The sequence below is a fragment of the Streptosporangium sp. NBC_01639 genome (assembly GCF_045209755.1).
Classification (GTDB): domain Bacteria; phylum Actinomycetota; class Actinomycetes; order Streptosporangiales; family Streptosporangiaceae; genus Streptosporangium.
This window is the reverse complement of sequence record NZ_CP109272.1, coordinates 2,520,750-2,534,049: the sequence shown is the minus strand read 5'-3', so window position 1 is coordinate 2,534,049 and position 13,300 is coordinate 2,520,750. Positions and strand designations below refer to the sequence as shown.

The window sequence follows — 13,300 nt, the reverse complement described above, 5'->3', positions numbered from 1 at the left end:
ATCCAAATGGATTGACCAAATGGTCAAATCGGCTTACCGTCATGCCATGACCAAGACGAAAGTGCTGATCTCAGGCGCGAGCGTGGCCGGACCCGCCCTCGCCTTCTTCCTGAACCGCGACGGGTACGAGGTGAGCGTGGTCGAGCGCGCGCCCGAGCTTCGCGACAGCGGCTACGCGGTGGACTTCCGCGGCGAGGCGTTCGACGTGCTGGAGGAACTGGGCGTCCTCGCCGAGATGCGCGGACACGACACCAAGATGCGCGGCACCACCTTGCTGGACGACAAAGGCGTGGAGACCGGACGGCTGCCCGCCGAGGTGTTCGCCGGCGAACTGGAGGTGCCGAAACAGGAGCTGACCCGGATCCTTCACCGCATCACCGCCGACGACGTGACCTACGTGTTCGACGATTCGATCAGCGCGCTGACCCAGCACGGGTCGGGCGTCGCGGTCGAGTTCGAGCGCGGCACCGCCCGCGAGTTCGACTTGGTGGTCGGAGCCGACGGCGTCTATTCCAAGGTGCGGCAACTGGCCTTCGGCCCGCACGCCAGCACGCTGCGCCACCTGGGCCTCTCCGGAGCCGGCTTCAGCATCGCCAACCACCTCGGCCTGGAGCGCAGCGGCCTGCTGCAGCAAGGCCCCGGCGCGGCGCTCTATCTGTTCAGCTCCGGCGCACCGGACCGCCTTACAGTCAGCTTCTCCTTCGCCACCGCCTCACCCGCACTGGACCGACGCAGCCGAGACGAGCAGGAGAACGCAGTGCGAGCGGCTTTCGCCGACTTCGGCGGGGAGGCGCCCCGGCTGCTGGAGGCGATGAGCGAAGCGGACGACTTCCACTTCTCCTCGACCTGCCAGGTCCACCTGGACCACTGGTCGTGCGGCCGGATCGCTCTGGTCGGCGACGCGGGCTACTGCGCCGCCCCGACCAGCGGCATGGGCACCTCACAAGCGCTGATCGGTGCCCGAACCCTCACCCGCAGCCTGGCCTCGGCGGCCGGAGACCACATGGCCGCCTTCGCTGCCTACGAACAAGAGCTACGGCCCTACGTCACCGGGAACCAGGCCGCGGGCCGCCAGGCCGCAACGATGTTCGGCGGCCACGCCGACCTGGCCGACTCATAAGGCGTTCTGGCAAGAAGAGGGGCCGGTACCCCTCACGGGGTCCCGGTAGTAATGAAGAAATTTCCAACGGATATGCCGTTGATCTGCGCCGAAGTGGAGAGCCGGGCAAGGTCAGCGGCATCTTCGGGGCCCCGGTAGTAATCGCGAAAAATCCAACGGAAATGCCCCTGGCCTGCTCTGATGTGAGGGCGTCGCATGGCTGGTGTGTCGGTTGGTGGATGTGGCGGGCTGGGCCGAGGATGCCGCTGACTTCGCCGGAATGCTTCACGTCGACGCTGGCGAAGCGATATCCGTTGGATTTTCCGCCGTTGCTACCGGGACCCCTCGGCCTACCCCGGGAGCCCCAGCCGACTTGATCGATCAGGCGGCGGCGGCCGCCGTCTCGGCGAGGATGCCGAGGAAGTGCAGCCAGCCCTCGGCGTGGGGCGGGACCTGCGACTCCGGCAGGTTCGAGTGGGTCAGGTCGACCCGCGTGCCGGTGGCCGTCGGCGTCAGGCGGAACGCCACCTCGGTCGATCCGGCAGGGAGGACGTCGTTGGCCTCCAGGCCCCAGGTGACGACGACCGAGCGGGGCCGGTCGACCTCGACGAACTCACCGCGGATCGGGTTCCCGTCGATGTCGACGGCGAACACGCCGCCCGGCCGGGGATCGAGCTCGGCGCGCCGGCCCATCCACGCCAGCATCCCGTCGACCGTGACGAGGTGGTCGAACACGATCTCGGGCGGGGCCTCGATGTCGATGGAGGTTGCGAACTCAGCCATTGGTCCTCGCGGTCTTCTCGGCGGCGGCCTTGAGAGCGGCCAGGTGATCGGGCCAGAAGCCCTCCAGGAACTGGCGGACGGCGGCGAAGCCGTCGGTGCGCACGACGAACAGGTGGCGGGTGCCCTCCCGCGTCTCGGTGACGAGCCCGGCCCCCCGGAGCACCCGGAGGTGGTGGGAGACGGCCTGCTGGCTCATCGCCATCGCCTCGGCGACCTCGCCCACCGCCCGAGGTTCGTCCCGAACGATGTTCAGGATGGCGCGGCGGTTGCCGTCGGCCAGCGCCCGAAGGGTGCTGTCCAGCACCTCGGCGGTGGCGGCGCTCACGGCGTCCGGCCGAGGTAGGCGATGAGCTGCTCGGACGCCGTTGCGCCGATGTCGAGCGCCGGGCCGAAGGCGTCGCCACGCTGCGCCTCCCCGAGGGCCGCGTGGGCGAAGGCGAGGACGGCGAGCGCGAGGTCCTCCGGGATGGACGCCGCTTCGCCGCTCGCCTGGCTGATGTCCCAGCCGTGGACGACGGCCTCGAGCAGGGTCGCCGACGCCATGACCGGCCCGGGCATCGTCCCGAACGGCAGCTCGTAGGTGCGGTCCATCACGCCGGGCTGCCGCCAGGCGAGCCGGGTCCGGGCCGCGAGGTCGGCCATGGCGGCGTCCCATGGTCCGGTGGCGGTGGCGCCGCCGCCGTCGAGGGCGTCGGCGAAGATCGCCAGGGTCTCGACGGTGTGGTCGAGCAGCGTCCGGAGGTCCCAGTCGTCGCAGGGGGTGGGGACATAGAGGGCATCGGCTGGGACGGCGGCGATGCGGGCCGTCGTCCACGCCAGGCCCTCGTCGAGCAGGTCGGGGGTGTCGGTGATGAGCATGGCTTCTACACAAACAATGATTTGTACAAAAGTCAATTGGTTTTTTGTAGACGGACCGATGAGGTAGGACGTGTCCCGGCGTCGGAGGAACCATGGACGCGCAACCTCGCCAACCGGCTCTCTGCCGACGACGGCGAGATGAGCCATCGGACGACGTTGTTGTACAGCAGTGCCGTACAGCAACACCGTCTTACGCGATCACATCTCCGAACCGCATCTACCGCCTGACCAGCGCGTAAGCCCGCCGACCTGGCTCCCGCCGTTGACTCGTAATGGGGTCCCGGTAGCAACGGCGGAAAATCCAACGGATATCGCTTCGCCAGCGTCGACGTGGAGCATTCCGGCGAAGTCAGCGGCATCCTCGGCCCAGTCCGCCACATCCACCAACCGGCACACCAGCCATGCGACGCCCTCACATCAGAGCAGGCCAGGGGCATTTCCGTTGGATTTTTCGCGATTACTACCGGGACCCCCTCACCCGCAACGGTTATGAGCATGCTCCGCGACCACGACGCGGCCGAACAAGCGACCGGCCCTGACCAAGCCTAACGACGCCACGTTCGGAGACTTCAAGCGCAATCAAGACCTACCTGGCGGCTGGGGACACGTTCGGGAGCGGAGGGCCCTATCCGACCTTGAGGGCCAGCTTCCCGACGTAGTGATCGTTTAGGGCGCGATGCGCATCCTTGACTCGCTCCATCGGGAAGGTCCGGGCGACGTGGACCTCGAAGGAGCTCGCCTCGATGATCGCGTTCAGCCGATCGGTGGCGGTGCGGCTACGATCGCCGTCGTAGTAGGACATCGTCGCGCCCGGCGGCGTTACGGGCACGGGCAGGACACCGTTCGGCCAGGCGATCCGTCCCGAGCTCTTGATCGCGCGAAGAGATCGTTCGGTGGTCTCGCCTCCCACGGTGACCAGCGCCGCATCGAGCCCGCCTGGTGCGAACTCGAGCGCCGCGGCCAGCACATCCACTTTGCGTCCGTCGATGGCGTCGTCGGCGCCCAGCCGCCGGGCCAGGGCGACACCGTCGTCACCAGAGGCCACGGCCAACACTCGGATGCCGCTGTGCCGCGCCAGCTGCACGGCCATGTGGCCGACACCCCCGCTGGCCCCGAAGACCATGAGCGTCTCGTCCGGCCGCAGGCCGAGCAGATCGAGGCCGCTCAGTGCAGTCAGGGCATCCCAAGCCATCGCGCCGGCCTGTTCGGTCGGCATCCGGTCGGGCGCGCGCGCCACGAACTCCGCCTCAACGACGCCGTACGCGGCGTAGAAGCCGCCACGCCGCACCGGCATCGTCGCAGCGTAGACACGCTCGCCCACGTCGAACCGGGTGACGTTGCGTCCGACCGCAGCCACCGTACCCGCCGCGTCCCAGCCGAGGACATAGGGGAAGGCCGACGCGACGCCGAAAGCGCCGTCGTAGTCCCCCTCTCGCTCGACCGCGTCCCAGGACGCGACGCCTGCGAACTCCACCCGGATGAGGACGTCGTCGTCGCCGACCTCCGGGAGCGGTATCCGGCGCGGCGAGAGTTCGTTGACTCCGCCGAACCGGTCAAGGACGATCGCGTCCATCTGCGGCACCACGATCGCGCCATCCGCTGTGCTCTCGACTCTGCTGTCCATCGGCTCACCTCGTTTACTTGAGTGAATCAAGGATTATTGGACCACAGCTAATTGATGGAATCAAGTAATTGCTCTAAACTGGGAGCCATGGCGCTGCCGAACGGACCCGTAGCCACCTCGTCCGGGGTTGAGGCCGTCCTCTTCGACCTGGTCGACGTATATGACCGCGCCTACGAGGCGGCCGCGGCCGAGCTGTCGCTCAGCTCGGCGCAGGCATGTGTGCTCGGGCGACTCGATGAGCGACGCGGTATGGGCGCCTTGGCCGAGGAGCTCGGCTGCGATGCCTCCAACATCACCCAGATCGTCGCGCGTCTCGAAGCGCTCGGCCTCGTGACCCGCGAACCGAATCCCCGGGACCGCCGCGCACGACTCGTCGCGCGAACTTCCCGAGGAGATGAGATCAACCACCAGTTCGCAACGGCCTTCACCTTCGCCCGCACGGCGGTAGGACGACTCTCACCCGACGAACAGGATCAGTTGACGGCGCTGCTGCGCAAAGCACTGGGCTGATACGCGCCCGCAGCCCCACGGGTACACCCTGGGAATGCCTGCGGAAAGGCCGGCAAAAATTCATGCATTCCAGATTGCTTTAGTAGGAAATTTGGATGACGATGAATCCGTGAGCCGCTCGGCTTCGAAGCCCGGGCGGGGGAACCTTGGGGGGTGCTCCGCCCGATGCCCTGTACGGCTTGCGCCGCCCGTCGCAGGGCGCAAGCCGTACAGGGCCAGGGCCCTGCGGCCCATGAGGGCGGCCCGGGACGGTGTCACCGGCCGCGCCGTACGGGTCCGGGGATGACGGGAAGGCGTCCGGGGCGCCACCGGTCGCGCCGTACGGGTCCGAAGATGACAGTGTGATGGCTTAGACGGCTATCTCCCGACATGTTGTCGGTAGGAGCGGTCGCCCCGAGCCGCGATACTCGATACATGTCGGACCTTCTTGCGCGCCATCGGGCGGTAATGCCCAACTGGATGGCCCTTTACTACAACGAGCCCATCGAGATCGTCAGCGGTAAGGGCAACCGAGTCGTCGATGCCTCGGGCAAGACCTACCTGGACTTCTTCGCGGGCATCCTGACCAACATGATCGGGTATGACGTGCCCGAGGTGCGTGAGGCCGTCGAGCGCCAGCTCGCCACCGGCGTCGTGCACACCTCCACGGTCTACCTGCTCCGCGGCCAGGTCGAACTCGCCGAGAAGATCGCCAAACTGTCCGGTATCAAGGACGCGAAGGTCTTCTTCACCAACTCCGGCACCGAGGCCAACGAGACGGCGCTGCTGCTGGCGACGTATGCGCGCGGGTCCGACCAGGTGCTCGCCATGCGGCAGAGCTACCACGGCCGTTCCTTCGGTACGGTCAGCGTGACCGGCAACCGCGCCTGGAAGAACAGCTCGCTGTCACCGCTGAACGTCCACTTTCTGCACGGCGCCGACCGCCACCTCACCCAGTTCCGCGGTCTGTCGGACGCCGACTACATCGCGGCATGCGTGGACGATCTGCGCCATGTGCTCTCCACTGCCACCGGAGGCGACGTCGCCGCGCTGATCGCCGAGCCGATCCAGGGGGTGGGCGGGTTCACCATGGCCCCCGACGGGCTGTTCGCCGCCTACAAGGAGGTCCTGGACGCGGAGGGCATCCTGTTCATCTCGGATGAGGTGCAGACCGGCTGGGGCCGCACCGGATCGGCCTTCTTCGGCATCCAGAACCACGGTGTCACGCCGGACATGATGACCTTCGCCAAGGGCCTGGGCAACGGGTTCGCGGTCGGCGGCGTCGTGGCGCGCGGTGACCTGATGGACAATCTGCACGCGGTGGGCCTGGCGACCTTCGGCGGCAACCCGATCTCGATGGCCGCCGCCAACGCCACGCTGGACTACGTGCTCGACCACGACCTGCAGGCCGGTGCCGCCAGGACCGGTGCCCTGATCATCGACGGGCTCCGCGAGGCCGCGCCGCGCCTGCCGATCGTCGGCGACATCCGCGGCAAGGGCCTGATGTTCGCGATCGAGCTGGTCGACCCGGCGACCGGTGAGCCCTCTCCGGCGCTCGCCGCCCGGTTCATGGAGGAGACCCGCAAGGCCGGGCTGCTGGCGGGCAAGGGCGGCCTGTACGGCAACGTGCTCCGGATGGCCCCGCCGCTCACCCTGACGATGGAGGAGGCCGCCGAAGGCCTCGGGATCATCGTCACCGCACTCGAAGCCGTCAACGCCGAGGTCGCCTCGTGAAGAACGTCACCCACTGGATCAACGGAGCCCCTGTCGAGGGCGGCGGCCGTACATCCGAGATCTTCAACCCCGCGACCGGCGAGGTCAGCGGCCGGGTCCACCTCGCCTCGGCGGACGAGGCCGACGCCGCCGTGGCGGCCGCGGTCGCGGCCTATCCGGCCTGGCGGGACACCTCGCTGGTCAAGCGATCGCAGGTGCTGTTCCGCTTCCGCGAGCTGATGTACGCCAACCGCGACGAACTGGCCCGGCTCATCTCCGCGGAGCACGGCAAGGTCCACTCCGACGCGCTGGGCGAGGTGGCCCGGGGCCTGGAGGTCGTGGAGTTCGCCTGCGGCATCCCTCATCTGCTCAAGGGCGGTTTCTCCGAGGGCGTCTCCACCCGGGTCGACTCCTACTCCATCCGCCAGCCGCTGGGCGTCGTCGCCGGGATCACCCCGTTCAACTTCCCGGCCATGGTGCCGATGTGGATGTTCCCGATCGCGATCGCGGCCGGCAACACCTTCATCCTCAAGCCTTCCGAGAAGGACCCGTCCGCGTCGCTGCTGATGGCCTCCCTCTGGAAGGAGGCCGGGCTGCCGGACGGGGTCTTCACCGTCCTCCAGGGCGACAAGGTGGCGGTGGACCGGCTGCTGGAGCATCCGGACGTGCGCGCCGTCTCGTTCGTGGGGTCCACGCCCATCGCCAGATACGTCTACGAGACCGCCACCTCCCACGGCAAGCGGGTCCAGGCGCTCGGCGGGGCGAAGAACCACATGCTCGTGCTGCCCGACGCCGATCTCGACCTGGTCGCCGACGCGGCGGTGTCGGCGGGCTTCGGCTCGGCCGGCGAGCGCTGCATGGCGATCTCGGTCGTGCTCGCCGTCGACCCGGTCGGCGATGAACTGGTCGACAAGATCGTCTCCCGTGTCTCCACGCTGACCGTCGGCCCCGGCGACGACCCCGCCTCCGAGATGGGTCCCCTCGTCACCGGGGTCCACCGCGACAAGGTGGCCTCCTACCTCGACCTGGGCGTCTCCGAGGGGGCCAAGCTGGTCGTGGACGGCCGCCGGACCCCGGTCGCCGGCGGCGCGGCCGCCGCCGAGACCCCGGGCTTCTGGCTCGGCCCGACGGTCCTCGACCACGTCCCGGCCGACTCCCGCGTCCACCGGGAGGAGATCTTCGGCCCGGTCCTGGCGATCGTGCGCGTGTCCTCCTACGAGGAGGGACTGAAGCTGATCAACGACGGTGAGTTCGGCAACGGCACCGCGGTCTTCACCAACGACGGGGGCGCCGCCCGGCGTTTCCAGAACGAGGTGGAGGTCGGCATGATCGGGATCAACGTACCGATCCCGGTGCCGATGGCCTTCTACAGCTTCGGCGGCTGGAAGGCCTCGCTGTTCGGCGACACCCACGTCCACGGGGCCGAGGGCGTGCACTTCTACACCCGTGGCAAGGTCGTCACCTCACGCTGGCTCGACCCGAGCCACGGCGGCGTCAACCTGGGGTTCCCGACCAACGAGTAGTTCCGCACGGCCGTTCTCGCACGGCCGTTCCCGGGCGGCGGGCCCCGTGAGAGACCTCTCGCGGGCCCGCCGCGCATCCGTCCGGGCCGTTCCCGAAGCCGCGTTCCGTCGCGGTGACGGTGAGCCGTGGCTCCGCCGGCCGGAGCCCGGTCTCTCAGATGGTCTGGAAACGCGTACGGTCGCCGGCCGTCCCCTCGGCGTGGTCCAGGAGTTTCCGCTCGGCGTGGTCCAGGAGCAGGGCGAGCTTGGCCGCCGCGGCCGAACCGGTCTCCGTCGTGTAGACGACGATCAGCAGGTCGGGGGCGCCCGGCACGGTCAGGGTCTCGTACCCGACCTCGAACTCGCCGACGAGGGGATGGCACAGTCGTTTCCCGCCGGACGACTTCTCCTTCACCTGGTGCTCGGTCCACAGGCGTTCGAACACCGGGTTCGCCGCCGACAGTTCTGCGACCATGGTGGCGAGGCGGCGGTCGGCGGGATGCCGGGCGCTGTCCAGGCGCAGGTGCGCCGCCGTCTCGGCGGCGACCGCCTCCCAGTCGGGATAGAACGCGGACGCCTCCGGGTTCAGGAACGCATGGCGCGCCATGTTGCGAGCCTGCCGTTCCATCCGGGAGAAATCCATGACCGCGTCGGCGCGGGCGTTCCACGCGAGCACGTCCATGCACCGGCCGAGCACGAACGCCGGTGCGCCGATCACGTCGAGCAGCCCCTGAATCCCCGGCCGGGAGGAGGAGGCGGGCGCCGTGTCGCGCGGCGGGTGGGCGAGAATCCGCAGATGGGCGTGCTCGGTCGGGTCGAGGCGCAGGACGCGGGCGACGGAGTCGAGGACCGCGTCGGAGACGTTCAGATCGCGGCCCTGTTCCAGCCGGACGTAGTAGTCCACGCTCACCCCGGCGAGCTGGGCGACCTCTTCGCGGCGCAGGCCCGGCACGCGGCGGCGGTCGCCCGCGGGTAGTCCGACGTCTCGCGGCTGGATCCGCGCGCGGCGGGAGCGCAGGAAACCGCCCAGGTCGTCGGCAGGTGCGTTGCTCATGCTGACAACCAGTCGGTAGATGCGTTGCTCATGCCGACAACCATAGGAAACCCGGTGCTCTGCCCGGCACCGGGGTGAACCTGGTTCTCGCAGACCTAGGAAAACCGGCGCCCTGGGCACGTCCTGAGCGCTGCGGCAAGGTCGTCCATGTCAGCAGGACAGCACCACAGCACCAGCCAGGAGTAACAGTCATGAGCTTCACCTCTCTCACCGGTCGTACCGCCGTCGTCACCGGAGCCGCCAGCGGCATGGGCGCCGCCACCGCCCGCCTCCTCGCCGCGCACGGTGTTCGCGTCGCGCTGCTGGCCCGGCGTGAGGACCGCCTGAAGGATCTCGTGGCCGCCATAGAGGCCGACGGCGGCCGTGCGATCGCGGTGGCGGTCGACGTCACCGACGCGGCCTCCGTCGAGGCGGGGGCCGCGCGGGTCCACACCGAGCTCGGCCGGGTGGACCTCGTCGTCAACGCCGCCGGCGTCATGCTCCCCAACCCCGTCGACGACGGCCGGATGGACGAGTGGACGCGGATGATCGACACCAACGTCACCGGGGCGCTCCGCATCATCCGGGCGTTCACCGCCGACCTGGTCGAGTCCGCCGCCGGCGGTGCCACCGCGGATCTCGTCAACATCTCCTCGATCGGCGCCCACGTCCCCTTCCCCGGCTATGCCGTCTACGGGGCCACCAAGGCCGCCCTCACCCACCTGTCCGCGACGCTGCGCACCGAGTTCGGCCCGCGTGACGTCAGGGTGACGAACATCGAGCCCGGCCTGACCGACACCGAGCTGGCCGACCACATCGACAACCCGGAGCTGGGCACGGACGGCCAGCTCGGTGCGATGTTCGACACGATCGGCTCGCTGTCCGCCGACGAGATCGCCGATCTGATCGGCTACGTGGCCAGCCGCCCCCGGCACGTGAACCTGCGCCAGATCATCGTGATGCCCACCCGCCAGGCGTGACCCCGGCCTCCCGGGAGCAGCCGGCGGGGTGCCGGCCGCGCACCGGCGGCCGCGCGTCTGCGCCGGTGGGAGATCCGATCTTCCGCCGACAGGGAGAAGGGCGGATAAGCTCCGAACAGGTCGGCAGCGGCATCGTGGGGGGACTTGATGAGCAGGGACAGGCTCCGCCGTACACGTCTGGGGGCGCTGGCGGGCGGGCTGGCGCTCGCCGCGATGGCCTCGTCGGGAGCCTCGGGCGCCGTCCAGCCGACAGGAGGCCCGTCGGCTCCGGGCACGCCGTCGAGCACCCCCTCGGCGTCGCCCAGCCGGAGTGCCGCTTCCAGCCCTAGCTCGACGCCCTCGGTGTCCGTCGGCAAGGGGGAGGGCACGCTGCAGGTGCTCACGTTCCAGGGCCAGGTCGAGTACGGCGGGGCCAGCTCCACGGCCAACTGGGTCACCCCGTTCGAGCAGAAGACCGGGTGCCGGGTCGTGCGGCTCGACCGGGTGCGGACGGGCGAGGAGATGTCCGCCAAGCTCGCCGACAACTCCTACGATGTCATCTCGCCACCGCCGGAGCTGGCCGGGCGGCTGGTGGCGGAGGGTTCGGTCGCGCCGGTCGACACCTCCCTGGTCGAGTCCTACCAGGACATCCCCAAGCTGCTGCGTGAACTGCCCGCCGTACGCCGGGGAGGCAAGGTCTACGGCATCCCCTACCTGTGGGGGGTCAACCAGGTCGTCTACGAGCAGGGCAGGCCGCAGGGGCCCGAGGACCTCTACCGGACCGCTCCCGTGGCGATCAGGGACAGCCCGCTGAGCATCGCCGACGCCGCGCTCGCGCTCAGCCGGACCAGTCCCGGGCTCGGGATCAAGGATCCGTTCCAGCTCACCCCCGCTCAGCTCGACGCCGCGGTGAAGCTGCTCGCCGAGCAGGACGGCTCCGACCGGGTCTACTGGAAGGACTCCCTCGAGGTGATCCGGGCCCTCTCGACGGGAACGGTGCGGCTCGCCCAGGCACTGCCCTACCACCGTGACCTCTTCAAGCGCGCGGACCGGCCGATGAAGGCGCTGAACGGGTCACCGATGACCGGGTGGGTCGACTCATGGATGCTCACGGCCAAGCCAGCCAGCCCGAACTGCGCCTACAAGTGGCTCAGCTGGACCGCCTCGGCCGGCGTCCAGCGCTCGGCCGCCGCCTGGACGGGCCTCGCCCCGGCCAACCCCAAGGCGTGTGCCAGGCGCGCCGAGCACATGTGCGAGATCTACCACGTCCGCGACGACGACTGGATCCGGCGCGTCTCCTTCGCCGTCCGCCCGGCAAAGGATTGCGGCGGCGGGACCGGGGAATGCACTGACTACACCGACTGGATGCAGAGGTGGAAGAACCTCGTGAACTGAGCGGGGCTCCGGTGACCTGGTCTTGACGGGCCGCGGGCACGTCCATCCCCCCGCTGGGCGTGGCCTGCCAGGAGCGCTCCGGGTGTCCCCCCGACCCCGGAGCGTTCCGCCTCTCCTCGGCCATGTCCGTTCATCTTTGAAATCACCACGGTTTCCGTCGTGATTGTCAACATCAACAATGGAATCAGTGGTCAAATCATGTTCTCAGTATCGACTGGTTGACCAGTCAGCGAGTACGCTCCTGTCATGAGGATCCTTCTTGTGGGAGCGGGCGGGGTTGGCTCCGCCGTGGTTCCGATCGCCGCACGCCGAGATTTCTTCGAACACATCGTGGTGGCCGACTCCAGACAGGACCGCGCCGCGGACGCCGTGGCCAAGATCGACGATCCGCGCTTCAGCGCCATCGGACTGGACGCCGCCGACCAGGCGGCGGTTGAGGCGGCCCTGGACGAGCACCGCTGTGACGTGCTCTTCAACGCCGTGGATCCGCGTTTCACCATGTCCCTGTTCCGGGCCGCGCTCAACGCCGGCGCGCGCTACCTCGACATGGCGATGTCGCTGTCGCGGCCCCATCCCCGCAGGCCGTACGAGCTGACCGGGGTGAAGCTGGGCGACGAGCAGTTCGCGCTGGACGGCGCCTGGCGCGCCAAGGACGTGCTGGCGTTGGTGGGGATGGGCGTGGAGCCCGGGCTCGCCGACGTGTTCGCCCGCTACGCGGCCGAGCACCTCTTCGAGAGCATCGAGGAGATCGGCATCCGCGACGGGTCGAACCTGGTGGTCGAGGGCTACGACTTCGCGCCGACCTTCTCCATCTGGACGACCATCGAGGAGTGCCTCAACCCGCCGGTCGTCTGGGAGGACGGCGAATGGCACACCACCGAGCCGTTCAGCGAGCCGGAGGTCTTCGACTTCCCCGAGGGGATCGGCCCGGTCGAGTGCGTGAACGTCGAGCACGAGGAGGTGCTGCTCGTCCCGCGCTGGATCGACGCCAGGCGGGTGACGTTCAAATACGGTCTCGGTGCGGAGTTCATCGACGTCCTGAAGACCCTGCACAAGCTCGGCCTGGACAGCCCGGACAAGATCAGGGTCGGCGGCGTCGAGGCCTCGCCCCGTGACATGGTCGCCGCCAGCCTGCCCGACCCGGCCACGCTCGGCGACCGGATGCGCGGCAAGACCTGCGCGGGCACCTGGGTGAAGGGCGTCGGCAAGGACGGTGAGCCGCGCGAGGTCTACCTCTACCACGTGGTCGACAACGAGTGGTCGATGCGGGAGTACGGCTGTCAGGCCGTGGTCTGGCAGACCGCCGTGCATCCCGTCGTCGCGCTGGAACTGCTGGCCACCGGCGGCTGGTCGGGCACGGGAGTGCTGGGCCCCGAGGCGTTCGACGCCGTGCCGTTCCTGGAGTTGCTCAACGCCTACGGCTCGCCGTGGGGCATGCGGGACCAGGCCGGCCAGGTCCTCCGGGCCGCCTGACCCGGCTCTGTTCGGCCCGTCCGACCTGGCTCTGCCCGGAGCACCGGGACGCCGAGGCCCGGCCCCGGCCCGCGCTGTGGATGACGGCCGTCTCCGCAGCCGGTGCCGTCCTCCCAGGGGCGTCCTCCCGAGGGCGGCGGCCATGGATCGCCATGGTCGCGGCCCTCGGCATGTCATGTGCAAAATGGGAAAACGGTGCTGACGCCGATGGCGTCGGGGGACTGATCGTTTACCGACCGTCATCTGTTACAGAATCCGGACATCCCGAATCCGGATCGTTACGCCAGGCGGTAGGAGGCAGCGTTCACTCGCCGGTATCGTTTCGCTCATCCCGTCACAAAGAAGTCATAACGGGATTAAGCGTGCGCTAAC

13 protein-coding genes are annotated in these 13,300 nt (G+C 69.0%); 7 read left to right on the top strand and 6 right to left on the bottom strand.

Annotation, left to right across the window (positions count from 1 at the left end):
- Window positions 1-46: 46 nt before the first annotated feature.
- Window positions 47-1,120 carry an FAD-dependent monooxygenase gene (locus OHA77_RS11360; RefSeq protein WP_406317939.1) on the top strand — a complete coding sequence of 358 codons (1,074 nt, stop codon included), beginning with the start codon at window positions 47-49 and terminating at the stop codon, window positions 1,118-1,120.
- 360 nt (window positions 1,121-1,480) lie between these two features.
- On the opposite strand, the gene OHA77_RS11355 is transcribed toward OHA77_RS11360, so the two are convergent.
- From OHA77_RS11355 to OHA77_RS11340, 4 genes are all read right to left on the bottom strand, one after another.
- Entirely contained in the window at window positions 1,481-1,882 is a 402-nt protein-coding gene (locus tag OHA77_RS11355) for an SRPBCC domain-containing protein (RefSeq protein WP_238497088.1), read from the bottom strand.
- A complete protein-coding gene (locus tag OHA77_RS11350; RefSeq protein WP_406317937.1) occupies window positions 1,875-2,207 on the bottom strand; it encodes an ArsR/SmtB family transcription factor in 333 nt (110 codons plus the stop codon). Before OHA77_RS11350 ends, OHA77_RS11355 begins: the two co-directional genes overlap by 8 nt.
- Window positions 2,204-2,740, bottom strand: a complete 537-nt coding sequence (locus OHA77_RS11345; protein ID WP_406317936.1) for a TIGR03086 family metal-binding protein — start codon at window positions 2,738-2,740, stop codon at window positions 2,204-2,206. Before OHA77_RS11345 ends, OHA77_RS11350 begins: the two co-directional genes overlap by 4 nt.
- Window positions 2,741-3,365: 625 nt before the next feature.
- The gene (locus OHA77_RS11340) at window positions 3,366-4,313 is read right to left on the bottom strand and encodes a zinc-binding alcohol dehydrogenase family protein (protein ID WP_406317935.1); all 948 of its coding nucleotides are present in this window, start codon (window positions 4,311-4,313) and stop codon (window positions 3,366-3,368) included.
- 138 nt (window positions 4,314-4,451) lie between these two features.
- Here OHA77_RS11340 and OHA77_RS11335 point away from each other — a divergent pair, with 138 nt between their 5' ends.
- From OHA77_RS11335 to OHA77_RS11325, 3 genes are all read left to right on the top strand, one after another.
- Window positions 4,452-4,874 carry a MarR family winged helix-turn-helix transcriptional regulator gene (locus OHA77_RS11335; RefSeq protein WP_406317934.1) on the top strand — a complete coding sequence of 141 codons (423 nt, stop codon included), beginning with the start codon at window positions 4,452-4,454 and terminating at the stop codon, window positions 4,872-4,874.
- Window positions 4,875-5,288: 414 nt separating this feature from the next.
- Window positions 5,289-6,587 carry an aspartate aminotransferase family protein gene (locus OHA77_RS11330; protein ID WP_406317933.1) on the top strand — a complete coding sequence of 433 codons (1,299 nt, stop codon included), beginning with the start codon at window positions 5,289-5,291 and terminating at the stop codon, window positions 6,585-6,587.
- Window positions 6,584-8,089: a CoA-acylating methylmalonate-semialdehyde dehydrogenase gene (locus OHA77_RS11325; protein WP_406317932.1), complete on the top strand. Its 1,506-nt coding sequence runs from the start codon at window positions 6,584-6,586 to the stop codon at window positions 8,087-8,089. Before OHA77_RS11330 ends, OHA77_RS11325 begins: the two co-directional genes overlap by 4 nt.
- Before the next feature lie 154 nt (window positions 8,090-8,243).
- Here OHA77_RS11325 and OHA77_RS11320 read toward each other — a convergent pair whose 3' ends face one another.
- Entirely contained in the window at window positions 8,244-9,122 is an 879-nt protein-coding gene (locus OHA77_RS11320; RefSeq protein WP_406317930.1) for a helix-turn-helix transcriptional regulator, read from the bottom strand.
- A gap of 191 nt (window positions 9,123-9,313) precedes the next feature.
- Between OHA77_RS11320 and OHA77_RS11315 the strand changes: the two genes are divergently transcribed.
- Window positions 9,314-10,081, top strand: coding sequence for an SDR family oxidoreductase (locus tag OHA77_RS11315; protein ID WP_406317928.1), 768 nt, complete (start codon window positions 9,314-9,316; stop codon window positions 10,079-10,081).
- On the opposite strand, the gene OHA77_RS11310 is transcribed toward OHA77_RS11315, so the two are convergent.
- A complete protein-coding gene (locus OHA77_RS11310; protein ID WP_406317926.1) occupies window positions 10,012-10,437 on the bottom strand; it encodes a hypothetical protein in 426 nt (141 codons plus the stop codon). The genes OHA77_RS11315 and OHA77_RS11310 overlap by 70 nt on opposite strands.
- On the opposite strand from OHA77_RS11310, the gene OHA77_RS11305 reads away from it, so the two are divergent.
- On the top strand, window positions 10,424-11,455 hold the full coding sequence (locus OHA77_RS11305; RefSeq protein WP_326820670.1) for an extracellular solute-binding protein: 1,032 nt from the start codon (window positions 10,424-10,426) through the stop codon (window positions 11,453-11,455). The genes OHA77_RS11310 and OHA77_RS11305 overlap by 14 nt on opposite strands.
- A 246-nt stretch (window positions 11,456-11,701) precedes the next feature.
- On the top strand, window positions 11,702-12,928 hold the full coding sequence (locus tag OHA77_RS11300; RefSeq protein ID WP_406317925.1) for a saccharopine dehydrogenase family protein: 1,227 nt from the start codon (window positions 11,702-11,704) through the stop codon (window positions 12,926-12,928).
- Window positions 12,929-13,300: the final 372 nt, after the last annotated feature.

Coding starts and splice junctions, on each gene's coding strand:
- OHA77_RS11360 (WP_406317939.1), top strand. CDS start 47: ATGACCAAGACGAAAGTGCTGATCTCAGGCGCGAGCGTGGCCGGACCC.
- OHA77_RS11355 (WP_238497088.1), bottom strand. CDS start 1,882: ATGGCTGAGTTCGCAACCTCCATCGACATCGAGGCCCCGCCCGAGATC.
- OHA77_RS11345 (WP_406317936.1), bottom strand. CDS start 2,740: ATGCTCATCACCGACACCCCCGACCTGCTCGACGAGGGCCTGGCGTGG.
- OHA77_RS11340 (WP_406317935.1), bottom strand. CDS start 4,313: ATGGACGCGATCGTCCTTGACCGGTTCGGCGGAGTCAACGAACTCTCG.
- OHA77_RS11335 (WP_406317934.1), top strand. CDS start 4,452: ATGGCGCTGCCGAACGGACCCGTAGCCACCTCGTCCGGGGTTGAGGCC.
- OHA77_RS11330 (WP_406317933.1), top strand. CDS start 5,289: ATGTCGGACCTTCTTGCGCGCCATCGGGCGGTAATGCCCAACTGGATG.
- OHA77_RS11320 (WP_406317930.1), bottom strand. CDS start 9,122: ATGAGCAACGCACCTGCCGACGACCTGGGCGGTTTCCTGCGCTCCCGC.
- OHA77_RS11315 (WP_406317928.1), top strand. CDS start 9,314: ATGAGCTTCACCTCTCTCACCGGTCGTACCGCCGTCGTCACCGGAGCC.
- OHA77_RS11300 (WP_406317925.1), top strand. CDS start 11,702: ATGAGGATCCTTCTTGTGGGAGCGGGCGGGGTTGGCTCCGCCGTGGTT.